18 protein-coding genes and 1 pseudogene are annotated in these 25,712 nt (G+C 65.8%); 15 read left to right on the top strand and 4 right to left on the bottom strand.

What is annotated here, in order from left to right; translation table 11 throughout:
• Positions 1 to 7: 7 nt before the first annotated feature.
• Together IPP90_04705 and IPP90_04700 are read right to left on the bottom strand one after the other, a co-directional pair.
• The gene (locus IPP90_04705) at positions 8 to 1,240 is read right to left on the bottom strand and encodes a cysteine desulfurase-like protein (protein MBL0170022.1); all 1,233 of its coding nucleotides are present in this window, start codon (positions 1,238 to 1,240) and stop codon (positions 8 to 10) included.
• 14 nt (positions 1,241 to 1,254) lie between these two features.
• A complete protein-coding gene (locus tag IPP90_04700) occupies positions 1,255 to 2,172 on the bottom strand; it encodes an NAD(P)-dependent oxidoreductase (protein MBL0170021.1) in 918 nt (305 codons plus the stop codon).
• A 98-nt stretch (positions 2,173 to 2,270) separates the two neighbouring features.
• On the opposite strand from IPP90_04700, the gene IPP90_04695 reads away from it, so the two are divergent.
• The 15 genes and pseudogenes from IPP90_04695 to IPP90_04625 all read left to right on the top strand — a co-directional run bounded on the left by IPP90_04695 (position 2,271) and on the right by IPP90_04625 (position 21,067).
• On the top strand, positions 2,271 to 2,846 hold the full coding sequence (locus IPP90_04695; protein MBL0170020.1) for a hypothetical protein: 576 nt from the start codon (positions 2,271 to 2,273) through the stop codon (positions 2,844 to 2,846).
• A 158-nt stretch (positions 2,847 to 3,004) separates the two neighbouring features.
• Positions 3,005 to 4,417: a magnesium transporter gene (mgtE, locus tag IPP90_04690; GenBank protein ID MBL0170019.1), complete on the top strand. Its 1,413-nt coding sequence runs from the start codon at positions 3,005 to 3,007 to the stop codon at positions 4,415 to 4,417.
• Positions 4,414 to 5,391, top strand: coding sequence for a DMT family transporter (locus tag IPP90_04685; GenBank protein ID MBL0170018.1), 978 nt, complete (start codon positions 4,414 to 4,416; stop codon positions 5,389 to 5,391). The genes mgtE and IPP90_04685 overlap by 4 nt, the downstream gene beginning before the upstream one ends.
• 8 nt (positions 5,392 to 5,399) lie before the next feature.
• Positions 5,400 to 6,416 (top strand): NAD-dependent epimerase, encoded by a 1,017-nt coding sequence (locus IPP90_04680; GenBank protein ID MBL0170017.1) that lies wholly within the window; start codon positions 5,400 to 5,402, stop codon positions 6,414 to 6,416.
• Between the two features lie 7 nt (positions 6,417 to 6,423).
• Complete coding sequence (locus IPP90_04675) at positions 6,424 to 7,728, top strand: UDP-glucose/GDP-mannose dehydrogenase family protein (GenBank protein ID MBL0170016.1); 1,305 nt, start codon at positions 6,424 to 6,426, stop codon at positions 7,726 to 7,728.
• A 362-nt stretch (positions 7,729 to 8,090) separates the two neighbouring features.
• Positions 8,091 to 10,009 (top strand): annotated as a pseudogene (gene asnB, locus IPP90_04670) (asparagine synthase (glutamine-hydrolyzing)).
• Positions 10,006 to 11,445 carry a polysaccharide biosynthesis C-terminal domain-containing protein gene (locus IPP90_04665; protein ID MBL0170015.1) on the top strand — a complete coding sequence of 480 codons (1,440 nt, stop codon included), beginning with the start codon at positions 10,006 to 10,008 and terminating at the stop codon, positions 11,443 to 11,445. Before asnB ends, IPP90_04665 begins: the two are co-directional and overlap by 4 nt.
• Positions 11,427 to 12,536, top strand: coding sequence for a glycosyltransferase family 4 protein (locus IPP90_04660; protein MBL0170014.1), 1,110 nt, complete (start codon positions 11,427 to 11,429; stop codon positions 12,534 to 12,536). The genes IPP90_04665 and IPP90_04660 overlap by 19 nt, the downstream gene beginning before the upstream one ends.
• Entirely contained in the window at positions 12,533 to 13,804 is a 1,272-nt protein-coding gene (locus IPP90_04655) for an O-antigen ligase family protein (protein ID MBL0170013.1), read from the top strand. The genes IPP90_04660 and IPP90_04655 overlap by 4 nt, the downstream gene beginning before the upstream one ends.
• Positions 13,801 to 15,012 carry a glycosyltransferase gene (locus IPP90_04650; GenBank protein MBL0170012.1) on the top strand — a complete coding sequence of 404 codons (1,212 nt, stop codon included), beginning with the start codon at positions 13,801 to 13,803 and terminating at the stop codon, positions 15,010 to 15,012. Before IPP90_04655 ends, IPP90_04650 begins: the two co-directional genes overlap by 4 nt.
• A complete protein-coding gene (locus tag IPP90_04645) occupies positions 15,009 to 16,061 on the top strand; it encodes a hypothetical protein (GenBank protein ID MBL0170011.1) in 1,053 nt (350 codons plus the stop codon). The genes IPP90_04650 and IPP90_04645 overlap by 4 nt, the downstream gene beginning before the upstream one ends.
• Positions 16,062 to 16,078: 17 nt before the next feature.
• Complete coding sequence (locus tag IPP90_04640; protein ID MBL0170010.1) at positions 16,079 to 18,523, top strand: glycosyltransferase; 2,445 nt, start codon at positions 16,079 to 16,081, stop codon at positions 18,521 to 18,523.
• Between the two features lie 91 nt (positions 18,524 to 18,614).
• The gene (locus IPP90_04635; protein ID MBL0170009.1) at positions 18,615 to 19,217 is read left to right on the top strand and encodes a sugar transferase; all 603 of its coding nucleotides are present in this window, start codon (positions 18,615 to 18,617) and stop codon (positions 19,215 to 19,217) included.
• Positions 19,214 to 19,876, top strand: coding sequence for an acetyltransferase (locus IPP90_04630; protein ID MBL0170008.1), 663 nt, complete (start codon positions 19,214 to 19,216; stop codon positions 19,874 to 19,876). The genes IPP90_04635 and IPP90_04630 overlap by 4 nt, the downstream gene beginning before the upstream one ends.
• A complete protein-coding gene (locus tag IPP90_04625; protein ID MBL0170007.1) occupies positions 19,877 to 21,067 on the top strand; it encodes an aminotransferase class I/II-fold pyridoxal phosphate-dependent enzyme in 1,191 nt (396 codons plus the stop codon).
• Between the two features lie 84 nt (positions 21,068 to 21,151).
• Here IPP90_04625 and IPP90_04620 read toward each other — a convergent pair whose 3' ends face one another.
• The gene (locus IPP90_04620) at positions 21,152 to 22,069 is read right to left on the bottom strand and encodes a hypothetical protein (GenBank protein MBL0170006.1); all 918 of its coding nucleotides are present in this window, start codon (positions 22,067 to 22,069) and stop codon (positions 21,152 to 21,154) included.
• A gap of 261 nt (positions 22,070 to 22,330) precedes the next feature.
• Positions 22,331 to 25,678 carry a 1,4-alpha-glucan branching protein GlgB gene (glgB, locus tag IPP90_04615; protein MBL0170005.1) on the bottom strand — a complete coding sequence of 1,116 codons (3,348 nt, stop codon included), beginning with the start codon at positions 25,676 to 25,678 and terminating at the stop codon, positions 22,331 to 22,333.
• Positions 25,679 to 25,712 lie beyond the last annotated feature (34 nt).

Below are 25,712 nucleotides of genomic sequence, written 5' to 3'. Positions count from 1 at the left end.
GCTGTACTCAGAGCGCCCCCGTCGCGAGGTCTCGCACGCCATCGATCAGCCGGTCGATTTCGTCGGCCGTGGTGTAGCACGCACATCCCGCCCGCACGAGGCCTTCTTCGGCGAGTCCGATCCGACGGGCCACGGTGGTCGCATAGAAGTCGCCGTGCGACACGAACACGCCACGCGGAGCCAGGGCTCGCGCCACCTGCTCGGATGGATGGCCACGCACGTGGAACGAGATGGTCGGTGTGCGCGGTGTGCCCGGCGGCGGACCGTACATGGTGACCCCAGGAATGTCCGCGAGACCCGTCCAGAGGCGGGCCGTGAGCGACTCACCGCGTGCGTGCAGCCCCGCCATCGATGCCGCCAGACGTGCCCGGCGATCGGCGCCGTGTGGCGCGAGTGATGCGAGGAACCCGACGGCGGCCGCGGCACCAACGATCCCTTCGTGATTCTGTGTTCCGGTTTCGAGACACTCGGGCACATAGTCCGGCGCCGGCTCCAATCGCGGCACATCGAGTGCCGCGGTGGCCGCGTGACGGCCATAGCACACGCCAATGTGCGGTCCATAGAACTTGTACGCGCTGCACAGCAGAAAATCGGCGCCGATGGCGCGCGCATCAACCAACTCGTGCGGCGCGTAGTGCACGGCATCAACCACCGTGATCGCGCCGGCGGCGCGGGCCAGCGACACCAGCGCGCGCACGTCGCTGATGGTGCCCAGGATATTCGACGCGGCCCCGATGGCCACCACCCTGGTACGCGGCGACAGCAGGCGTTCCAGCGCGCCCTCTTCGTGCCGGAACGTGGTGAGATCGAGCGGCAACCACCGCAGCACCGCACCGCGCTCACGGGCCAGCGCCTGCCACGGCGCAATATTCGCGTGATGATCGAGCTCGGTGACAATGATCTCGTCGCCCGGTTCGAGTGACCGCCCGATGGCGCGCGCGATGTGAAACAGAATCGTGGTCATGTTGGCGCCAAACGAAATCTCACCGGCGCTGGCCCCGAGAAAGTCGGCCATAGTCTCCCGGGCATCCTGTATCAGCGCATCGGTTTCTGCGCTGGTCGGATACGCCCAGTGCGTGTTGGCGTTGTGGTACAACAGGTAGTTGGACATCGCATCGGCCACACGTTGCGGCACCTGCGTGCCACCGGGCCCGTCGAAATAGGCCACCGGATAGCCCCCCTCGTGACGCGCCAACGCGGGGAACTGCGCCCGAATGACATCAACAGTGGCGACATCCATCTCCAGTACCCCGGTCACGTTGTACCTCCGGTTGATGTGGTCCCGCCGATGATGGCTCCGCCTAAGCGCTCAACCACCTGAACGGCCTCGACGTGATCGGCCATGTCGCCCAGCTCACCATGGGCCATGCGAAAGAGCTCCGCCGTCAATTGCAGCAGCGGTGACGGGACCTTCTGCTCACGGGCCAGATCGGCCGCGATGCCGACATCCTTGTCCAGCAGTGCCAATCGGAAGGTGCGCGGAAACGCGCGCGACACCACGCGATCGGGGAAGAGATTCATGCTGGCGTTGGACCGACCGCTGGAGGCATTGATGACATCCAGCGCCACATCCGCGCGAACGCCAGCCTTTTCGAGGGCCACCAATCCTTCGGCTGTTCCCCAGATGTGCATGGCCAGCAGTGCGTTGTTCACGGCCTTGAGGGCGTCACCGGTTCCCACCACGCCACAATGGACGATGCGCTTGCCGAAGCGATCGAGTACCGGGCGCACGCGCTCAAGCGTGGCGGCGTCACCACCAACCATCACGGTCAGGGCACCTTGTTCGGCCCCCACCACACCGCCGGACACCGGTGCATCCAGAAAACCGATCCCGCGTTCGGCCAGACGGGCCGCCATGCGACGACTCGTCGCGGAATCACCGGAGGTGCAGTCGACCAGTACGGAGCCGCTGGCCATGGTCGCCAGAAGTCCCGTGGGACCGTCCAGCAGTGATTCCACGTCGCGTGAAACCGGAAGGCAGGTGATCACGATATCGCGTGCGACGGCCGCCTCGGCAGGTGTCGCGGCGATACGCACGGGCGTCTGGGCGGCGAAGGCCTCAGCGCGAGAGGACGTGCGGTTCCAGACTACGAGATCGAGGTCGGGCCCGGCCAAATGGCGTGCCATGGGCGCGCCGATGGCACCCAGACCCAGAAACGCAACGCGAGGCATGCGAGAATGGCGTAAGGGACGAACAACGCCGGAGTGTGCTTGACAGAGTTCCGGTCTGCATCAAAGATGATGGGATACCCCGCGTCATAGGAGGTCCGATGCGCAGATTTTCAAGCCGAGCGGCAGGCTGGCGCCGGATCGCGGTTTTGGCCATGGCCGCTGGTGGGGTGGGCGCGTGCGGGGCCAGTCCGGTCGGTGGGCCGGATCCGGCGCGATCGACGTACTTCAAGGCGACCATGATTGACGGCGGCGCCCTGCCCTATCGCTTCCGGTTAAGCCCCCTCGACCTCGCTTTCACGTATTTTATCGAAGCGCGTTTAGTGCCGCTCGATCTCGGGCGTACCACCGATACCCGAATATTCGATGATCGCGGCGGTACGGGGTCCGGTGGCGGCAATGGGCGAGATACCACGGTCTCCACCGGACGCATGTCGGATATCCGGACTTTCTCGTCGGCGGCCGAGGGCGGCAGCGTGCAGACCGATTCGACCGTTGTGGATGTCGTGCGAGTGGGAGACGTCCTCTATATCACGCGGCCGCATCCCGACCCGTCTCGCAATGTCACCGACACGGCTTTCTACGAAAGCGGGGTGTTGGTGCGACCCCTTAGATACTGGCGCAGCGTGATCGAGCTACCCACCGGGCGACGCGTGACCTACACCACGGTGCGGTAGCGCTTCTCGGGGCCTTGACGCCTCGCTAACTTGCGCCCGCCGCCACCCCCCTCGCGCATGTTCCGAGTCCGGTGGCGGAACCCGTCACGCTTCAACACAACCCAGAACGCCGCGCGGCGGTGAGTAGCCATTACTCACCTCGGGAGGGGCCCCCTATGATGTCACCCCGGAACGACAAGATGCGGCCGCTCGCGGCGCTGCTCGTGCCCGACCTTCTTGAGTTGCTTGAGGAGGCACCCGGGAGCATCGGGCCACAAACGGAGGAAATGCACCCGGCCGATCTCGCCGACGTCGCTGAGGCGATGCCGGAGGATCAGGTGCGCGCCTTTCTGGCCGCGCTGGGAAAGCAGCGCGCCGCCGACGTGTTGGAGTACCTCGACGATGACCTGCGCACGCAGGTGCTCGAGGAGCTGACCACGCACGAGGCGGCGTCGATTGTCGCCGAGATGGACCCCGACGAGCGCGCTGACGCGCTCGATGAACTCGACGAGGAGACCGCCGACGAGATTCTGTCGGCGCTCGGACCGGCGGACAAGGCGGAAACGGAGCGACTGCTCCAGTACGACCCGTATACGGCGGGTGGTCTCATGACCACCGAGTTCGTGTCGGTGGACGAAACCCTGACCGTGGAAGCGGCGCTGCTGGCGGTGCGCACCATGGCTCGCGCTGGCCGGCGCGAGGCGATGTACACGATTTACACGACCGACGTGAACGGCCGGTTGCGCGGCGTGCTGTCGCTGCGCGAACTGCTGGCGGCCGCCGAAGGGTCGCGCATCGGCGAGCTCGCGTGGGACGAAGTTGTCAGTGTGCCACCGGAAACGCTGCAGGAAGAAGTCTCGCAGCTGACGTCGAACTACGACCTGGTGGCGCTGCCGGTTGTCGATCAGGATGGTCGTCTGCTGGGCGTAGTCACGGTGGACGACGTCATCGACGTCATCCAGGAAGAGCAGACCGAGGATGCGCAGAAGGTGGGCGGCATGGAGGCCCTCGATGAGCCCTACATGCAGATCGGCCTGTGGCAGAACGTGCGCAAGCGCGGTGGCTGGCTGTCGGTGCTGGCGGTGGGCGAGATGCTGACGGCGTCGGCCATGGCGCACTATCAGGGGGATATCGAAAAGGCGTCGATGCTGGCGATGTTCATTCCGCTCATCATGAGCTCGGGCGGCAATTCAGGATCGCAGGCCACTTCGCTGATCATTCGCGCGATGGCGCTGGGCGAAGTCCGGGTGCGTGATTGGTGGCGCGTGCTGCTGCGCGAGATTCCGGCTGGCCTGATTCTCGGTGCCATCCTGGGATGTATCGCGATCCTGCGCATTGTCGTGTGGCAGCAGCTTGGCCTGTATCCGTATGGCGACCACTATGTCAAAGTCGCGCTTGCGGTCGGTGCGTCGTTGATCGGCATTGTCATGATGGGCTCGGTGACCGGATCGATGCTGCCGTTTCTCCTCAAGCGCTTCGGGCTCGACCCGGCCAGCGCGTCGGCGCCGCTCGTGGCCACGCTGGTGGATGTGTCCGCGGTCAGCATCTATTTCAGCGTCGCCTATCTGGTGCTGAGCGGCACGTTGCTGTGACGCCGGCCCACGCGCGCCGCGAGATTCTGCGCGCGACATTGCTGGTCGCCGTGAGTGCCTGCTGTTTCGGATCCATCTCGCCGCTCACGGTGATCGCGCTCAAGAGCGGCGTGGCCCTGCAGGGCATTCAGGCGTTGCGGTACGCCACCACGGCGGTGCTGTTGATGCTGTACGCTGCATGGCGTCCATCGCCCGTCCACGCCGCGGCGGCGCAGGCGCGCGGTTTCGGGGCCGCACCGTGGTATTCATGGCGTGTGCTGTTGGTAGCCGGCGGCGGTCAGGCGTCGGTGGCGACACTGGCACTGGTGTCGTTGCGCTGGATTCCGGCATCGACGTCAGCGTTTCTGTTCTACACGTATCCGGCGTGGGTGGCCATCATGACGGCGGTGCGTGGCATCGAGCCACTGGGACCGGGACGCGTAATTGCGCTCTTGCTGGCGCTGGGAGGAATCGGAGCGATGGTGGGGGCACCGTCGGCCGCGTCGCTCAACCCCACGGGCGTCATGGTGAGTCTGGTCGCCGCCCTGGTGTACGCGGGCTACATCCCGGTGCTCAGTGCGCTGCAACGCACCCGGGCGCCGCTGGATGTCGCCCGGGCGATCTCGCTGGGCGGCGCCGTATTGTTCCTGACCTGGGCGCTCAGTACCGGGACGCTGTTTGCCCATCATGACGCGCGCTCCATGGCGGCGAGCATGCTGCAGGGTGTGTTGTCGGCTGGCGCCTTTCTGGGGTTTCTGGCCGGCTTGTCACGACTGGGAGCGGTCCGGACGGCCATCACGTCCACCATCGAGCCGTTCTGGACCACACTGGTGGGCGTCCTGGCGCTCGGCCAGGGAGTCGGCGGCGGAACGCTGGTCGGCGGCGCCGCCATCATGGCCGCTGTCCTGCTGCTTCAGCGGCCGAACGTGGCGTTGGGCCGGTTACATTCGTCCTCATCGCACGAGGGGGACCATACGGGTCGCCCGACTCCCTGAGGATCCGCATGGCGAAGATTCTGGTCACCGGCGCTGCCGGCTTTATCGGCTACAACACGAGCGAGCGATTGCTGGCGCGTGGTGATGAAGTGGTCGGCTTCGACAACGTCAACGACTATTACGATCCGACGCTCAAGGAAGCGCGTCTGGCGCGGCTGGCGCCGCACGCCGGCTTCCGCATGATGCGCATGGAGCTCGGCGATCGCGACGGCGTGGAGCGCCTGTTTCGGGAAGAGCGGTTCGATCGCGTGATCCACTTGGCCGCGCAAGCCGGGGTGCGTTACTCGCTCACGCACCCTCACGCCTATGTCGACAGCAACCTGGTCGGATTCCTGCACATCCTCGAGGGATGCCGCCATCACGGCGTGCAGCATCTGACGTATGCGTCGTCGTCCAGCGTGTACGGCGCGAATACGGCCATGCCGTTTTCGGTGCACCAGAATGTCGACCATCCGGTGTCGCTCTATGCGGCCACCAAGAAGGCCAATGAACTGATGGCGCACACCTACAGTCATTTGTACGGTTTGCCCACCACCGGACTACGGTTCTTCACGGTGTATGGGCCCTGGGGCCGCCCGGATATGGCCCTCTTCCTGTTTACCAAGGCCATCCTCGAGGGCAAGCCGATCGACGTGTTCAATCACGGGAAGATGCGTCGTGATTTCACGTACATCGACGACATCGTCGAAGGCGTCATTCGCACCAGCGATCACACGGCGCAGTCCAATCCCGACTGGAATTCCGATGTGCCGGATTCGGCAACCAGCAAGGCGCCCTACCGGTTGTACAACATCGGCAACAATAATCCCGTGGAGTTGATGCACCTGATCGCCACGCTGGAACAGGCGCTGGGTCGCACGGCCGAGAAGCGCATGCTGCCGATGCAGCCGGGCGATGTACCCGCCACCTACGCGGACGTCGAGGCGCTGGTGCAGGACGTGGGGTTTGCACCCAAGACGCCGATCGAGCTTGGCGTGCAGCGCTTTGTCGAATGGTACCGCAACTACTACCAGATAGGGGATTGAAAGGCATATGAAGATTGCCATGATCGGCACCGGATATGTGGGGCTCGTGTCCGGTGCGTGTTTTGCCGAGTTTGGTCCGACCGTCGTGTGCGTCGACCTCGACGCTTCTAAGGTGGAGCGCTTGCGGCGCGGTGAGATTCCCATTTACGAACCGGGTCTTGATGACTTGGTGGCGAAGGGCGTCAAGTCGGGACGACTCTCGTTCACCACCGATCTGGCTGAGGCCGTTGCCGGAGCCGATGCGGTGTTCATTGCCGTCGGTACGCCGTCGCGTCGCGGTGATGGTCACGCCGATCTGCGGTTCGTTGAGGCGGCCGCGGCTGACGTGGCCCGCGCCATGACGGGATATACCGTGGTGGTCACCAAGAGCACGGTGCCCGTCGGTACAGGTCGGCGAGTCGAGGACATCATTCGGGCTACGAATCCCGCCGCCGACTTCGACGTGGCGTCCAATCCGGAATTTTTGCGGGAAGGCTCGGCCATTACTGATTTCATGCGGCCCGATCGCGTCGTCATCGGTGCCGAAACCGATCGGGCGCGCGAGGTGATGCAGGCGCTGTATCGCCCGCTGTATCTCATGGAAACGCCAGTGGTGATGACTACGCTGGAGACAGCGGAACTCACCAAGTACGCGGCCAATGCCTTTCTGGCCACCAAGATCACCTTCATCAATGAAATCGCCGACCTGTGCGAAAAGGTCGGCGCCAACGTGCAGGATGTCGCGCGCGGCATGGGGCTCGACGGCCGCATTGGCAAGAAGTTCCTGCACGCCGGTCCTGGCTATGGGGGATCGTGTTTCCCGAAGGACACCCTCGCCCTCGTGCGCACGGCGCAGGAATACGGATCGCCGGCACGATTGGTCGAAACGGTCGTGCAGGTGAACGACACGCGAAAGGGTGCGATGGCGTCCCGGGTGATACAGGCGTGCGGCGGCAGTGTCCGGGGAAAGACGGTGGCGGTGCTTGGCGTGGCGTTCAAGCCGAATACCGATGATATGCGTGAGGCCCCGAGCCTCGCGATCGTTCCGGCCTTGCAGGACGCGGGGGCGATCATTCGCGCCTACGATCCGGCGGCAATGCACGAAGCCCAATCGCTGTTGCCCGATGTGCAGTGGTGCGACGATGCGTACGACGCAGCGGCCGGCGCCGACGTACTGGTATTGATCACGGAATGGAACGAATTCCGCGCGCTCGATCTCGAGCAACTGGGCGCGGCAATGCGTGCGCGCGTGCTGGTGGATCTCCGCAATGTTTATCGCCCGGACGACATGCGCGCGGCCGGCTTCCTGTATTCGAGCATCGGGCGCCGCTAGCGCGCGCGGTTGGATGTTTCGCGCAGTCCACGCAGCGCCCGACGTTCACGCGTCGGGCGCTCGTCGTTTGTGCACACATCTCGCGCCATGCGCCGCATTCGGCGCGGCACAGCTCCTGCTTTTGGCTACGGTGTGTGAAGGGTGTGGAAAGCGTTACCGGACCGGAACGTCGGCCGTATGGGCGAGTCCAACTCGTTACCTGGCAACGCCTTGTATCAACCCTTCGCACAGATCGTCTATTCGGAGTGGCCGTTTTCGGCCACGTGACCCGGCACGTCCTGCCCTTCCCGACGGCAGGAGCTGCCGAGTCGCGCGTATTCGCCAACGAGCCCAACGGCTCAATTCCATTCGGATCACGAATCATGTGCGGCATCGCCGGCTTCTGGTCGACGCGACTCGATGACGCGACGGCGGTCCAGACCCTTCGGGGAATGACCGACGCGATCGTGCATCGTGGTCCGGACGACTCCGGCGCGTGGTGCGATCCGGATACGGGCATTGCACTGGGGCATCGCCGCCTCTCCATCGTCGACCTGAGCCCGCTCGGTCATCAGCCGATGGCATCGGCCGGACAGCGCTTTCAGATCGCCTTCAATGGCGAGATCTACAACTACCGCGCGCTGCGCGACGAACTGAGCGTCCAGGGCACGCAGTTTCGCGGACACTCCGACACCGAGGTCCTGCTGGCTCTGGTGGAGCGCGACGGTCTGCAGGCGGCGCTCGCGCGCTGCACTGGCATGTTCGCGATTGCGCTCTGGGACCGTGAAACGCGCACGCTCCAACTGGCGCGCGACCGTTTCGGCGAAAAACCGTTGTACATCGCGCAGTGCGGCGCGGGCATTGCGTTTGCGTCCGAGTTGAAAGCCCTGCGAATTCATCCGGACTTTCGTACCGCCATCGATCCGGCGGCGCTCTCCTTGTTTCTGCGTCACGGCTACGTCCCGGCGCCGTACGCCATCTTTCAGGGCGTCGAGAAAGTCGAGCCGGGCTGCATCGTCACGTTCAACGCGCCGAACTGGAACACGCGGGAGTCGACGGTCTACTGGAGCGTGCGTACGGCAGCGGCGTTCGGCCTGGCGCATCCGTTCGAAGACGCCCCCGAGCGCTGCACCGACCAGCTCGACGCGCTCATGCGCGAGGTGGTGCGCGACCAGATGGTCGCCGACGTGCCGATCGGGGCCTTCCTGTCCGGCGGTATCGACTCGTCGCTCGTCGTGGCGATGATGCAGGCCGAGAGTGCGCGTCCGGTACGCACGTTTTCCATCGGCTTCCGCGAAGTCGGGTTTGACGAGGCGCCACATGCAGAAGCGGTCGCGAAGCATCTGGGCACGGAGCATACGTCGATGTATGTCACCGCGCAGGATGCCCTCGACGTCATCCCGCACCTGCCGGCCATCTACAACGAGCCGTTCGCGGACTCCTCGCAGATTCCCACCACGCTGCTGGCCTCACTGGCGCGACGCCACGTGACGGTGTCGCTGTCAGGTGATGGCGGGGACGAGCTGTTTGGTGGATATGAGCGCTACGGCATTGCGCAGCGCGCGTGGTCCCGGCTGTCGATGGTGCCGCGTCCATTGCGCGCAGCGGCGTCGGGCGTGGTCACGGCCGTCGCACCAGAGCGGTGGAATGCGGCGCTCCGACCGACGGGTCTGCACGCCCGGGGCGTGACCGGTGACCGCCTGCACAAGCTGGCGGAACTCTTCGATGCGCCGACGTCGACCGAGTTCTACCGCGACCTTGTTTCGGCGTGGCGGCGGCCGGCGCGCATCGTGCGCAACGGGGCGGAGCCGATGACGGCACTGATGGACCCGTTTGACGGCCAGCGGGGAGGATTGCTGGCCGAAATGATGATGCATGATCAGGTCAGCTACCTGCCGGACGACAAGTGAAGGTCGATCGGGCCGCGATGGCGGCGAGTCTGGAGTCGCGGGCGCCGCTGCTGGACCATCGCATCGCGGAATTCGCCTGGCGCCTGCCCGCGCACTATTGGCGTCAGGGCGGACAAGGCAAGTGGATCGTGCGTCAGGTCCTCGATCGCTATGTGCCACGCACGTTGGTGGAACGACCGAAGCAGGGATTCGGAATTCCCGTGGCCGAATGGCTGCGCGGCCCGCTGCGCGACTGGGCCGACGATCTGCTGGCTCCCGACGCCCTGCGCCGCGATGGCCTGTTCGACATCGCACCGATTGTGACCGCGTGGACGGAGCACCGCAGCAGTCGCCGCAACTGGGCATCATCGCTCTGGTCGATCCTGATGTTTCAGGCGTGGCGCACCTCATGAGCACGATCACCGCGATCGGCCCCTCGCGTTCAACGCGTTGGCCGTCCCTCTGGAGTGCAGCGCTGGTCGTGGGCGGACTCACCGCCACCGCGAAAGTCGTGGCGCTGTTCAAGGACAGCCTCGTGGCGGCCCGATTCGGCAATGGTGCTGAGCTCGATGCCTTTCTGCTGGCGTTGGTCGTTCCCGGATTCCTCATCTCGGTGGCCGCGGGAACGCTGCCGGCCGCCTTGACGCCGACGTACATCGCCGTGCGAGAGCGCGAAGGGGTTGAGGCCGCGCGCGTGCTCACTCGCGCCGTGTTTGCGCACACCATTCGCTGGCTCGCCCTCGCGGCGATCGTCGCGGGCGTGGCGTCGTTGGCCTACAGCACATTGCCAGGCAGTCGCCTCGCCCCCGCCACGCGCGAGGCGCTGCCGACGTTGGCCATGTGGTTGGCCCCGTACACACTGCTGCAGGGCATCTGCGCCGCGTGGTCGGGGCTGTTGGCGGCCGAACGCGGCTACGCCGCCAGCGCGTTGGCACCGATTGCGCAGCCGATCGGCATGGCGCTCGCACTGTTCATCGGCGATCGCTCGCTGGGTGTTGGCCTCTTGGTGGGTGGATTGCTTGGCGGAACGCTGGTGCAGGGCGCCATCTTTGCCGTGGCGCTGCACGCGCGCGGACTGCCCCTGCTGGTCTGGCGGGTTCCACCGACGATGTCCGCGTCTACACGGGCGGCGCTCGCGCGCGTGCGCGCGCAGTACGCGCCCGCCGTGGCTGGCGCCGTGCTCATGAGCGCGACATCAGTCGTCGATCAGACGATGGCGACCTGGTTGCCACCGGGCAGTGTGTCGGCCTTGGGTTTTGGCACCAAGTTGAGCGCCGTGATGATGAGCGTGGGGGCGATCGCGCTCAGCACCACGCTGCTCCCCCATCTGTCTGAGCTGGTGGCGCGCGAGGATTGGCCAGCCATTCGCTTGCTTGAGCGCCGCGTCGCGCGCCTGATACTCGGCACGACGATTCCGGTAACGATTGTCCTGATCGCCGCGGCGGACCCCATCGTGCGCCTGCTCTTTCAGCGAGGGGCATTCACCGCAGCCGAAACGGCAACGGTGGCCACCGTGCAGTCTGCCTATCTGCTGCAGCTACCCGTGCACCTGCTGGGCATTCTGTATGTGCGCCTCATCTCGGCACTGCAGGCCAATCGGTTGCTCTCCATCGGATCGGCGGTGAACCTCGCGGTGAATATCGCGTTGAATGTGGTCTTCATGCGCTGGTTCGGCGTCGCGGGGATCGCGTTGTCGACCGCCGGCGTCTATGCGCTGTCCTGTGTGTTCCTGGCCACCGCCGCGCATCGGCGATTGGCGCACGCCGAGCGCGATTCGCAGGCGCGCTTCGCGTCGTCGCCCGCAGCACCGGCCTCACCCGCGGAGGGGCGATGCGCATCTGCGGCGTAATCGCGTCCCTGGGCGCCGGAGGCGCGGAACGCGTGATGACGGAACTCTGTGCCGCATGGGCGACACGGGGAGACGATGTCACGCTGTTGACGCTTGATGACGGTCGGCACGACTTCTATGCCGTCCCGACGGGCGTGCATCGGCGGGCGCTCGATCTGGCGTCGCGCAGCCGGACCGCCAACGATGCGCTGCGCGCCAACGTGCTTCGCGCACGCGTCATGCGCGCCGCCTTGCGCGCCGCCCGACCGGACGTGGTGGTGAGTTTTACGGATCGGACCAACGTGCTGACACTGCTGGCGGCGCGCGGGCTGTCCGTGCCGGTGGTCGTTTCGGAGCGCATCGACCCGCGGCACCATGATATCGGGCGCGCGTGGAGCCTGCTGCGGCGACTGACCTATCCCTCGGCTTCGGCGCTGGTCGTGCAGACCGAGGCGGTGCGGCGCTGGGCCGACGATATCGTGTCCCCTGCTCGCGTGGCGGTCATCCCGAATCCGCTGCGGCCGATTGCCGGCCCCACGACCGCAGCGGGAGCGCGCGACCACATCGTCGTCGCGCTCGGACGCCTTGTCCCGCAAAAGGGATTCGACGTCCTGATTCGCGCCTTCGCGATGTTGGCCAGTGAATTTCCGTCGTGGCAACTGCGCATTCTTGGCGAGGGGCCTGAGCGATCCGCCCTGCAATCGCTGGTCGACACATTGGGGCTGGTCGAACGCGTCACCATGCCCGGGCGCACAGCCGATCCCGATCGAGCACTCGGTGCCGCCGCGGTGTTTGCATTGCCTTCCCGGTACGAGGGGTTTCCCAACGCGTTGCTGGAGGCGATGTCGCAGGGCTGTGCCTGTGTCGCGACGCGTTGTGACTCCGGTCCTTCAGATCTGCTGGCTGACGACGCCGCGGGCTGTCTGGTGCCCGTGGGAGACGTGCTCCACCTCGCGGAAACGATGGCCATGCTGATGGAGGATGGTGCGCTCCGCACACGGCTGGGGGGCGAGGCACAGCGTGCCGCTACCCGTTTCGCGCCTGCCGTGGTGCTCAGCGCCTGGGATGCGGTGTTGTCGACGGTGCGAACATCATCCCGGATGGCCGCATGACCGCCTCCTCGATGATGCTGGCATCAGCGCGCCCTGCGGTGTCACTGCCGGGCGATTGGCGCAATGTCGCGCGAGGCGTGCGCATCGTGGCGGCGTTGCTCGCGATCAGCGCGCTCTTCTCCAGTGCGGCGGCCTGGGGATGGAATACGGGGCGATTGCCGGCACCGCCGCTGGCCATCATGTTGGTGATCTTCGCGCTCACGGGTATGGCCGTGCTGCTCGACCTGTCGCGGTTGGGTAGCGGCGCCATCATGGGTTGGGCATTGGCCAGCGCGAGCGTCGCCATGGCCGCCTTTCTCTGGTCGTCGGGGAGCGACGTCGCACTGCAGGAAGTGCTCACGCGCACGCTGTCCTCGCTGCAGCTCATCGCGTTCGTCATTCTGTTGGCGGATCCGCGCGTGCGACGGATTGCGCGGGGTGCCGTGGTGATCGCCAGTCTCGCCGCGGTCGCGATGAATCTCTGGGAGATCACCCATCCCATGGCGTTCAGCATGTCGCTGGGACGCTCGGCCGGTTTCTACGTCAATCCCAATATCACCGGCGCCGCCCTGATCGCCGGCATGCTGCTGGGACTGCCCGCCGTCCCCACACGGCTTCGCGAGCCGTATCTCCTGCTGATCGCCGTGGGCGTCTTTACGACGCTCTCGCGCGGGGCGTTGCTGTGTTGGGTGATGGTGATCGCCTTTCTGATCGTGTCGCGCGCGGTACGTGGCAAGCGACTGGCCATCACCTTCGCCGTGGGCGTGACGATGGCATTGTCCGCTGCGGGCGCCATGCTGGCCAGTGGACAGCTTGGATATCTCGGCGGCGGCGCCGAGCAATTCGTGCGGCAACGACTCGCCATCGGGAACAAGGAACAGCTGGGCGCCGATGTCAGTGCCTCCTCTCGATCCCATCTCGCAATGCGAGCCGTGGAGCTGTTCGGCGAACGGCCCGTCGGCGGACATGGTACCGGCGCGACCATTGAATGGAGCGAGCCGGAATCCACGCACAATATCTACGTGCGTCATCTCGCCGAATACGGACTCCTGGGCGCATGGCTGGTACCGGTCCTGCTGGTATTGGGTTGGCGCGCGGCACCGTATCAGCGTCACACAACGGGTGACGCGGGCAACGCCGACGTGCGCGTGGCAACGGCGCGGGCCTTCGTTGTGTTTGTCGGATTGTGGGGATTGTTCAGTCACAACGTGCTCGACGATGCGTTCGTCCTATTTGGCGTCGCCCTCACGGCCGCCCTGCCTGTGGCCCCGGCCGGTGATCACCAATGACATCGGCTCAGCGGCAGCTGCGTATCACCGGAAGTCATCGTGCCGTCACGGGTCACGGCGCCGCAGAGGGCGAGCGCCCGCTGACGATTCTGATGTTGCTGGGCGGGTTGGGTGTTGGAGGCGCCGAGCATCAGGCCATTGCATTGGCCGGCTCGTTGCAGCGTCGCGGACACGCCGTGCATATCGTCGCCCTTGCGGATGGGCCCTTGCGGCAGATTGTCGAGGCCGAAGGCCTGTCACTGGACGTGCTGGTGCGTCCGCTGGCGTTCTCCCCGGCGGCCATACCCGCGCTGGCACGCGTGATCCGACGCACGGCGCCGGACGTGTTGTATGCCTTTCTCGATGTGCAGTGGCTGATGGCGCTCGCCGCGCGCACGCTGGCGCCGCGAGTGCGCGTGGTCCTCGGACTTCGCTCCAGTCAGTACTTTCAGCAGGTGGATGGTGCGCGCGACCGGGCGGTGCGTCAACTCACACGGCGGTTTGCCCGGTTCGCCGATCTGCTGATCGCCAACAGCCTCGCCGGACTGAACGACTTCAATCGGTTGGCGTCGCGGGCACCCTACGGGATGGTCGTGCCCAACGGCATCGACCCTGCCCGCTTCTCGCCCGACCCAGTCGGCCGTCGCGTCATTCGTGCCTCCTGGTCGGTATCCCCGAGCGACATCGTCATCGGGCACGTTGGTCGGCTTGATCCCGTGAAGCACCACGAGCTGCTGCTCGACGCGTTCGCGCGGCTCGCCGGCAACGATCCGCGGGTGAAGCTGGTTTGCGTCGGTGAAGGCAGCGCGGCACGCCTCGAAGTGCTTCGCGACGCGGCGACACGCCATGGCATCGCCGATCGCGTGTCCTTCATCGGTGGTCGATCGGACTTGTCCGCCGTCTACAGCGCCTTCGACGTACTCGCGCTCTCGTCCGCGCGGGAGGGATTTCCCAACGTGGTGGCGGAGGCCATGCTCTGCGGCGTACCGGCCGTGGTGACGGACACCGGCGCATCGGCGGAGATCGTCGGCTCGCTTGGCGACGTCTCGCCCTGCGGCGATGCGGCGTCCTTCGCGGCGGGCCTGGCGCGGGTCATCGCCCGACGGTCTCCCGCACTGTCCGCCCGTTGCCGGCTGCGCATTCTGGCGGACTTCACCCTTGATCGATCAGCAGCGCTCACCTGCGCGGCATTTCAATCGTTGATACCTCATTCTGGCGATCGCCAATGACTTCCACTTTGCCCTTGAGCGGACTGGGTCCGCTCGACCTCATCCGCCTCCTGTTGGCGCGTCGACGTGTGATGCTCCTGCTGCCAACCATCGCCGCTGCGGTCGTGATCGCTGTCGGTCTCCTCGGCGATCGCAGCTGGAGCGCGCAGGGCGCGATCGTGGCACAGTCGTCGTCCGGCAATGTGTCCCGGTTGGCCGGGTTGGCCGCGCAGTTCGGTGTGGCCGTCCCCACCGGACAGGCCGGTCAGAGCCCTGACTACTTTGCCGACGTGCTGCGCAGTGATGGAATGCTGCGTCGCTTGCTCGCGGCGAAATACACCGGCGCAGACGCTCGCCCGATCGACCTCGTGGCGCATCTCGTGCCGTCCGCACTGGCGACAGCGCCCCGAGCTGAGTTGGCGTTGCGCGAACTGCGCAATCGGGTGACGACGTCCGTCGGACTCAAGACCGGCATTGTGCGCATCGGCGTGAAGCTGGCCGATCCGGAATTGGCGCGTCAGGTGGTTGCGCAGGCCATCAGTGAATTGAATGCCCTCAACATCAGTGCCCAGCAGACCATTGCCGCACAGGAGCGGCGATTCACGGATGAGCGGTTGGCGGTCGCGCGAGCGGAACTCCGACAGGCGGAGGATCGCCTCGAAGGCTTCCTGCGTGGCAACCGGGCCTTCACCGGTGGGCCGCAACTCGTCCTGCAGGAAGATCGGCTGCGTCGCGACGTCAGCCTTCGCCAGCAGGTGGTGGTCGGACTCGCACAGTCGTTGGAGCAGTCCCGCATGGAAGAAGTCCGCAACGTGCCGGTGATCTCCATCGTTGAGGCCCCGGTGCGACCCGCATTGCCGGACAGCCGCAAGTTGGTGCTCAAAGGGCTGTTCGCGGCGATCGCCAGCGGCACACTCCTGTTCGCACTCCTGATCGCCATGGAATGGCGTCGACGGTTCACCACGGCCAGTCCGGAAGCGGCGGCCGAAGTGGAACAGTTGGCGCGCGAAACCGCGGAGGACTTGCGTCGGCCATGGCGAATGCTTGCCCGCGATCGCCGCGCCGCCTAGTTCGTCGATTCGTCCTCATGACCGTCCGCCTCGTCGTCGACGCCGCGCGCCCGCGAATTCTGCATATCATCACCGGCCTGGGGACCGGCGGTGCGGAAGCGAGTCTCCTGCGCGTCATCGCGCGCAGCACACCCGACGCGACCCATGCGGTGGTGTCGTTGACGACGGCCGGTACGCGGGGCGTGGAGTTGCAGACGCTTGGCATTGACGTGCACACGCTCGGGCTCGCCCGGGGTGCCATCGCCCCACGGGCGCTCGGGGCGTTGCGCCGCCTCGTGCGGGAGTTCCGTCCCACCGCCGTGCAAGGCTGGATGTACCACGGCAATCTCGCCGCGTCGTTGTTGGCGCTGTCGGGCGCGCACACGGGTCCGGTGCTCTGGAACGTGCGACACGCGCTGGACGCATGGTCCGAAGAATCGCGCGTCCTGCGCGCGATCATCCGGGTCAGCGCACTGATAGCGCGACAGCCGCGTCGCATCGTGTACAACAGCCATCGGTCCGCGTCGCAACACATGGCCCGCGGCTACACCGCCGCGTCAACCTGTGTCATCCCCAACGGCGTGGACATCGACCGTTTTCGCCCCGATCGGAATGCGCGCATCCGGATTCGGCAGGAACTCGGAATCCCCAGCCAGGCCTTCGTGGTTGGTCTGATTGCGCGGGTGGATCCGCTCAAGGACCACGACACGTTTCTGGACGCTGTCAAGCGACATGCGACGGCGGATCGCGACACCTGGTACCTGCTGGCGGGTACGGGAACGGCACCGGGGCAGCTCGGGGCCCGGGGGCCGCTCGATGTGCGGATCCGTCGCCTCATGAGCGCCCATCCCGAGCTTGTGTCACGCGTGCTGCGGCTTGGCGAACGCCGGGACATCCCTGCCGTCATGAATGCCTGTGATGTTGTCACGCTGTCCTCACGCAGCGAAGGCAGCCCCAATGCCATCACGGAGGCCATGGCGTGCGGCGTGCCGTGCGTCGTAACCGATGTCGGCGACGCGGCCCACATGGTTGGCGATACCGGCATGGTGGTTCGCGTGGGCGACGCCGGGGCGATAGCGGCAGCGTGGAGGCAATTGCGGGCCGACCGGACCGTTCTCGCGGTCCGCGGACAACGGGCCGTGGAGCGGGTACGCACCTCGTTCAGTGCCCAACGCGAAGGAGAGGCATACATGTCGCTCTGGGCGCAGACGTCAGTCGCGCGCACGCCCCCTGTCCCGAGCACGGTTGGCAATCGGAGCACGGCGTCAGCGCCCCGTGTCCTGATGGTCGCAACCGTTGCAACCACCGTGCGCGCGTTTCTGCTGCCGCTGGCCGATCGATTCCGTGCTCATGGGTGGCGCGTGGATGCACTGGCCGCGGGCGCCGATACCGACGGGGTCATCGCGCCACACTTTGATTCCGCGTTCGGCATTGCCTGGGGGCGGAATCCGTTCAGCGGACGTAATCTGTCGGCCATTCGCCGTATTCGGGACGTGACCCGGGCCGGTGCCTACGACATCGTGCACGTGCACACCCCGATTGCCGCGTTCCTGACGCGATTTGCCTTGCGACACGATGCCGCTGCACGCGTCGTATACACGGCTCACGGGTTTCACGCGCATCCCGCCGGATCGCGGATCCGCAATGCCCTGTTCCGTTGGATTGAGCGCCGCGCGGCACGATGGACCGACTATCTGGTCGTCATGAACGCACATGACGCGGAGCTGGCCTGCCGTGATCGGCTGGCCGCTGCGGGACATCTTGTGCAGCATCCCGGCATCGGCGTCGATGTCACCAGATACCGTCCGCTCGCACCGGCCGAACGCGAGCGCGTACGTCAGGGACTGGGCGTTGATTCGTCTCGGCCGGTGGTGGCCGTGGTCGGTGAGTTCAATCGTAACAAGCGTCAGCATGATGTCGTCGCGGCGCTGGCGCGTCTGCGCGATGAGGCCACCCACGCGATACCACTCGTGTGGTTCATTGGGGAAGGACCGTTGCGCCCCGCGGTGACACGGCACGCGCGAGCGCTCGGCGTCGATATGCATGTGCGTTTCCTTGGCCAGCGCGATGACTGTCCGGCGCTGGTTGGCGCGGCGGACGCCCTGGTCCTCGCATCCACACGCGAGGGACTCCCACGGTGTCTACTGGAGGCCATGGCCATGGAGGTTCCCGCTATCGCCTCAAGCGCGCGCGGATCGACCGACCTGCTGGGCGACGACCGCGGGTGGCTGTACCCGATTGGCGACGTGGCGCGACTCGCGGATCGACTGCGCATCGTGTTGACCGACCGCGAGTCCACGCGAACGCGGGTGCTGCGCGCTTCGGCCTGGATCCGTCAAGTGGCGGCACAGGAACACGTGCTGGATCTGCACGAGGCCCTGTACGACGCCGTGCGGCGAGGTGTTCCGGTGCCGGAATCGGGCGTCACACCAACGGCACGAATTCCGCACGGTTCCATCGCGGGCGTCTCCAGCGCCGCGTAGCAGCCGATACTCCAAGGCGTGATGCACGACCGTATCGCGTCGTGACTGGACGTCCAGACCCACATTGTCTTCGCCCGCGAATTCTCCGCCTGTGATCAAGCGCGCCTTCGATATTCTCGTTGCCTCGATGCTGCTGGTGCTGCTCGCTCCGGTCCTCATGACTGTTGCGATAGCCGTCCATTTCGCACTCGGGTCGCCGGTGTTGTTCCGGCAGCAACGGCCGGGCCTGGCGGGGCGCCCATTCACACTTGTCAAGTTTCGCACCATGCGGGACGCGGTGGACGAACACGGGACACCACTCGAGGACTCCCGGCGATTGACCGCGTTTGGTCAGTTCTTGCGCGCCACGAGTCTCGACGAACTGCCCGAACTGTGGAACGTTCTCCGCGGAGACATGTCCGTGGTTGGTCCGCGGCCGCTGCTGATGGAGTACTTGCCGCGCTACACCCCGGCGCAACGTCGCCGGCATGATGTGCGCCCCGGCATCACCGGATGGGCGCAGGTGAATGGGCGCAACGCCAGCTCATGGGACGAACGATTTTCGCACGATGTCTGGTACGTCGAGCATCGGACTTTTGGACTCGATGTGCGCATCATGGTGCGAACCGTGCACCAGGTCTTCGCGGCAGAAGGGATTGCCCAGCCCGGCCACGCCACCATGCCACGCTTCACCGGCCCATCGGAAACCGCATGATGACGACGTCGATGCCAACACCCATCGTGGTGTACGGCGCGAGCGGCCACGGTCGTGAGGTCGCGCTGCTGCTGACCAGTATGATCGACGCGGGCGCACCATGGCGGTTGCTCGGATATCTCGACGATGATGCCGCCATGCACGGACGCCTGATCGGTGATCTCCGCGTCCTCGGCGATGGTTCGTACCTGGCGGCACGGGCCGGACAGGTCGACGTGGCACTTGGCATCGGCAATCCGGATGCGCGCCGCCGCGTGGTCGAACGCATCCGCGCGTTCGTGCGCGCGTTTCCCGTGCTCGTGCATCCCAGCGTCCCGCCGTTCGCGCGGGTGACCCTCGGGGAAGGTGTGCAAATCCACGCCGGCGCCATTCTCACGATCGATATCGCCATCGGCGCATTCTCCATACTCAATCGCCATGTCGACGTGAGCCACGACTGTCGGCTTGGCGACTGGTGCACACTGGCACCCGCCGTCACCCTCGCCGGCAACGTACACCTCGCGGCGGGCGCCGATCTCGGCGCGCGCGCCACGTGCATTCCCGCCGTGCGCATTGGCGCGTGGAGCGTCATTGGCGCGGGAGCGGTGGTGACCCGTGATGTCCCCGACGGTGTCACCGCTGTCGGCGTTCCCGCCCGTGCCCTTTCATTGGCTTCCTGAATGTCCGATCGCATCTATCTCTCTCCGCCACACCTGGGCGAGGACGAACTCGCCCTCGTCACCGAAGCGTTCCGTTCCAATTGGATCGCGCCGCTCGGCCCGCACGTGGACGCGTTCGAGCGCGAACTCGCTGCATACGTCGAGACACCGCACGCGATCGCCTTGAGTTCCGGCACCGCCGCCTTGCATCTCGCCCTGCTGGCCTTTGGCATCGGCGAGGGCGACACCGTGTGGGTCAGTTCGCTGACGTTTGCGGCCAGCGCATTTCCCATTCGATACGTCGGTGCGACGCCGGTTTTTGTTGACAGCGACCGTTCCACCTGGAACATGGACCCGCTGCTGCTGGCCGAGGCACTCGATGACGCCGCGAGGCGCGGGGCGCTGCCTCGCGCCGTGGTGCTGGTGCACCTGTACGGACAGTGCGCGGATGTCGAAGCGATCGCTGAGGCCTGCGCGCGTCATGAGGTGCTGCTCATCGAAGATGCCGCCGAGGCACTCGGATCCCGGTTCAAGGGGCGTGCGGCCGGCACGTTCGGCGATGTCGGTTTCTATTCGTTCAACGGCAACAAGATCATCACGACATCGGGCGGTGGGATGCTGGTGACCCCGCACGCGGATATCGCCGCACGCGTGCGCATGCTGGCCACACAGGCGCGCGAGCCGGTCCCGCACTACGAGCATACCCGTGTGGGCTACAACTATCGGCTCAGCAACGTGCTGGCCGGCATCGGGCGAGGCCAACTGCGTGTCATCGAGGATCGGGTGGCGGCACGGCGCGCGGTCTTTGATCGCTATGATGCGGCACTCGGTGCGCTGCCGGGTGTCCACTTCATGCCCGAAGAAACGTTCGGGTCGACGGGGAGTCGCGCCAATCGCTGGTTGAGCGTGATGACCATTGACCGTCAGGAGTTCGGTGCGGAGCCGGAGACCGTGCGTGTGGCGCTTGAGGCGGCGAACATCGAAGCGCGACCCGTATGGAAGCCGATGCACCAGCAACCGGTGTTTCGTCGAAGCGACGCGATCGGTGGCAGCGTGGCTGACGATCTGTTTGCGCGGGGGTTGTGCCTGCCCAGCGGATCTTCACTCACGCGGCACGAACAGGAACGGGTCATTGAGGTGATTGGCAACACCTGCCTGTCAAGCCGTCATCAGCCACTCGCCAGGCGTCACTCGACATTGTCTGCCGCCTAGAGGCTGACAGTTTGCGCTTTGCCGCGGGCGGATGATCGACGACCCCCCGGAGGCCGACCACCCGCCCGGCAGCAACGCGCGAAGTTACCAGTACAGGCCGACCGTACGCGTACCGTTGGCACCCATCACCAGAGCCGGTCCCGGCAGTCGCACATTGTGCATGACCTGCTTGATCCGCACCCATGCCGGATGCGAACCGGGCAACTGGGCCGCGTCGAGGTCGAGCCCCAGCACGAAGTCACTGGGTGCGCCACCACCGTAGGCGCGACGACCCATGGACAACCGCACGGCCGACGGCCATGCCCGCGACACGGACGTCGGCAGCAGCTCGTGGACGTTCGCGGACAGCCACAGCGTCTGATTCGCGTAGTCGGTGAGCGCCGCCGTCGGACCGCCCTTCGATACAAACGCCCGTGGCGCAACCGAGAACGAAGGCGTGACGTGACGCAACGCCGGTACGTACGCCTGTGCGACGGCGTATCCGGCACCCACCACATCCACGGCCAGATCGGTCGGACTGAACCCGTTGTAACGCGCGTCGGAGACTTCCTTCGCGGTGCCGATGGCCAGCGAGAGGGCAGCGCCGCGCAGCGCGGCCCGGCGCATCGCGGCCGACGACGTGCACTGAGTGGAACCGAGATTGCGCGCCATGTGGTACGAACCCAGCGCGTGCAGGTGTGAACTCGGGTCGGCGGCCACGGCGGCGCGATCAGATTCCTGCGCCATGTGCCATCCGCCCTGGCGCGTCATGTCGCGGTACTCCAGACCGGTCACGAGAGAGGCCGCGGCAACCTGGCCGGCGACACGAGCGACCGTGACCGACGTCGCGCAATCGGATTCAGCGGGCGTCTTCGCCAGCGCGACCCCGGCCGGTACCAGACCGAGCATGAGCGCCGCCAACACGCTCCGCTGTCCGATCTGACCCGCCACGCGCTGCACGATTGTCGCCATGTTCTCTCCGCTGTCGTTGTGTCGGCGGTCGGACGACCGCTCGGCTGACATGGAGGAGAAGCAATGGCTGTGCCCGCCACTGTATCATTGGTGTGCATTCATGTGACGGCGGAGAGGCCGCGGAATCGGTCTCGTGGATCGGCCGATTGACGTGATACCGTCCCAAGAGGGATTTGTGAGAGTTGTGCCTCTGGTGTAACGGTCGCCAGCAATTCATGGGCGCAGTACATCGGCCCACAGTATCACTTTTCCCATTTCCGGCAACAGTGAGGCGGCATCAACGCTGCAGCATATGTGGCGCGATTGCCTCACTCAGCTCTCTTTGCGCACTCCTTTGGCGACAAAGGACAGAAAGCCCACCATAAACACCGACGCGAACCCGAACCACTGGAAGGCATAGGACTTGTGAGGTCCTTCGCTGGGTGACGGGGGCGGAACACGCGTCGGTCGCGCTACGTCGCGTGGGGTGGTGTCTCCAAGCGCCAGCAGGACCACCGGCACCAGTGGGCGACCCATCATGGCCATCAGGGTATCGCGGTCGAGCAGCCGGATGGCGCGTGTTGACGTCGGGGATCGAACCGCGCCGGGCCGGGGAGGCGGGAACGCCGTGACGAGCGCGTCGACCGTCAGGGTGTCGCCTTCCCGCGCACGAGCAAAATCGATGGTGCGGGCATCGGCCGAGTACAAGTAACCACGCAACACCAACAGCGAGGTGTCGCCCCATCCGCTGTCGACTGGTCGCACCGGCGTAAGCAGGTAGACGCCTGGTGCCCCCGCCTGCGATCGAGATGTTTGTACCATTTCGGCGTCGTAGTCGGCAATACCTCGCACCGTGACGCGTCGCCAATGGGTCGCGCTCGTGTCCATCTCACGCACCGCGCGCATCGAGAGAGGCGGCGCGGCGCCGCGGGCCAGCACCAGCGCATTCTTGGTGCGACGTTCGTCGAGGCGGGCGAGTTGCCACATGCCCAGACGAACGCACACTGCAGCGGCGGCGACACTGGCAATGCCGAAAAGCACGACCCGTTTGGTCATTCGTCGCGCTGCGTCTTGTCGGGTTTCGACTTCTTGCCCTTCGACTTTTTCGACTGCGGCTTCGGCCCCTTCGGCCCCTTCGGCCCCTTCGGCTTCTCCTGCACCTCCTGCTGTTTCTTCTTCTGCTGCCGGGCCTCCCTGGCCTTCATGGCCTGCTTCGCCTTCGCCTTGTCCACGCTGGAGGGCTGAGATCCCGCCGTCATTGGCGCGATCGGCGCAGCCACATCGCGTGGACGTTTGCTCACCGAACGACGACGCGTGGGCGCGGGTGTCTCCGCGGCCGATGCCGCCGACACCGGGGAGATCCCGCAGCGCCATCTCGACCGAGTCAGACACCAGCGTGGCCGCACTCGACACACGCGGCGTCCCCGGCTCCGGCATCGGATCGGGCAACAACACCAGCATCGACAACGGCGGCAGGGTGATCACGAGTGACTGTGGAAACCCGTGATAGGGTTCGGCATCGGTCATCACGTCGTCGGCCACAGAGTATCCACTCCCGCCGAACGTCGCGGCATCGCTGTTGAGCGCGACGCGATATCGACCAGCCGTCGGCGCTCCCAGGCGATAGTGATCGCGCGGCACCGGCGTGAGGTTCATCACCACCACCGCGTGTGCCGCACCATCGAAGCGCGCATAGGACAGCACCGACTGGCCCTTGTCGGTCACATCGATCCAGGAAAATCCCGACGGATCGTGGTCGTGGCGCCAGAGACTGGACTGCGACTGATACAGGGCGCCGGCGGCGGCGACAAACCGCTCCAATCCGGCGCGCCGTGGATCGTCGCGCAAATGCCACTCCAAACTGGCATCGTGATTCCATTCGCTCCAGGGTCCCAACTCGGTGCCCATGAAGAACACGGACTTCCCGGGGCGCGTGATCGAGTAGCCGATCAACGTGCGCAGATTCGCCAAGCGCTGCCACTCGTCGCCCGGCATCTTTCGCAGCAGCGACCCCTTCATGTGCACCACTTCATCGTGCGACAGCGGATTCACGAAGCGTTCGCTGTACTCGTACATCATGGCAAAGGTCAACTTGTCGTGCGCACCCTTCCGGAAGAACGGATCGACCTTGTAGTAGTCGAGGGTGTCGTGCATCCACCCCATGTTCCACTTGAACGTGAATCCCAATCCGCCGTCCGCAATGGCATGTGTCACGCGCGGCCAGGTGGTGCTTTCCTCCGCGATGGTGACCACACCGGGATGCAGCGATTGTACGGTGTGATTGAGTTGCTTGAGAAAGGCCACCGCCTCGAGGTTCTCGCGACCGCCGAGTCGATTGCGAAGCCACTGCCCCGCCTCGCGCCCGTAGTCGAGATACAGCATCGACGCGACCGCGTCGACGCGCAGTCCGTCCAGATGGAACTCCTCAATCCAGAACAGCGCGTTGGCCAGAAGAAAGTTCCGGACTTCGTGGCGCGCATAGTTGAAGATGTGCGTCCCCCACTCGGGATGGTCACCGAGGCGCGGATCCTCGTGCTCGTAGCACGCCGTGCCGTCGAATCGCCGCAGCGCCCAGTCATCCTTGGGGAAATGGGCCGGGACCCAATCCAGCAGCACGCCGATCCCCGCGTGATGCAGCGTGTCGACGAAGTACCGGAAATCGTCCGGCGATCCGTGCCGCGAGGTCGGGGCGTAGTAGCCGCCAACCTGATAGCCCCACGATCCCCCATAGGGATGCTCAAGGACCGGCAGCAATTCCACATGGGTGAAGCCCAGACGCGTCACGTGCTCGGCCAGGAGGGGCGCCAACGCGCGATAGTTGAGGAACTGTCCGCCTTCCCCCTGACGCCAGGATCCCAGGTGCACCTCATACACGAGCATGGGCTCCGCCACCGGATTGGCGTTCGCGCGACGCGCCAGCCAGTCCGCATCCGTCCAGGCATACACGCCAGACCGTTCAACGATCGAGGCATGCCCGGGCGATTGCTCCATCTTGAATCCCAGCGGATCGCTCTTCACGCGCGTGGCACCACTACGCGCGCGGATCTCGAACTTGTACAGCGCGCCCGGCAGCACCCCGGGGATGAACAACTCGAAGACGCCGCTGCCACCCAGAGCGCGCATGGCGTGGGCGCGTCCATCCCAGTCGTTGAAGTTGCCGATCACCGACACGCGGCGCGCGTTGGGTGCCCACACGGCGAACGAGGTGCCTTCCACCCCATCGATCACGCGCGGGTGCGCGCCCAGCTTCTCCCACAACCGCAAGTGACGGCCTTCACCGTACAGGTGCAGATCCATCTCGCCGATCGTGGGCAGGAATCGATAGGGGTCGTCGAACTCGCGCTCGCGTCCGTCGACCGTTTCCGCGATGAGTCGATAGGCGAGCGGCAGCGATTCGCCGGGAAGGAAACACCCGAAGAACGCATCGTGCACGCGCGCCATCGGCACGCGCACACCGCGCAGCACGATCCACATCCGCACCGCCCGCGGCACGCGGGCCCGTACCACCACCCCGTCAACGCCATCACTCGATGCCGGATGCGCTCCCAGCACATCGTGCGGCGTGCGCCATTCCCCGCGCATCAACTGCCGAATGGCATCAGGAGGTCCCACCAACACGTCCGCGATGCCCTCGCTGGACGACGGGAGGCTATGGTCCCTGGTGGAATCAGAATCTGGCATGGGCGAAAGCTAGCGCACTCGCGGCACACGGGGA

This window comes from Gemmatimonadaceae bacterium, from assembly GCA_016720905.1.
Classification (GTDB): domain Bacteria; phylum Gemmatimonadota; class Gemmatimonadetes; order Gemmatimonadales; family Gemmatimonadaceae; genus Gemmatimonas.
The sequence above is the reverse complement of the archived record's forward strand: the minus strand, read 5'-3'. Positions and strand labels throughout refer to the sequence as shown.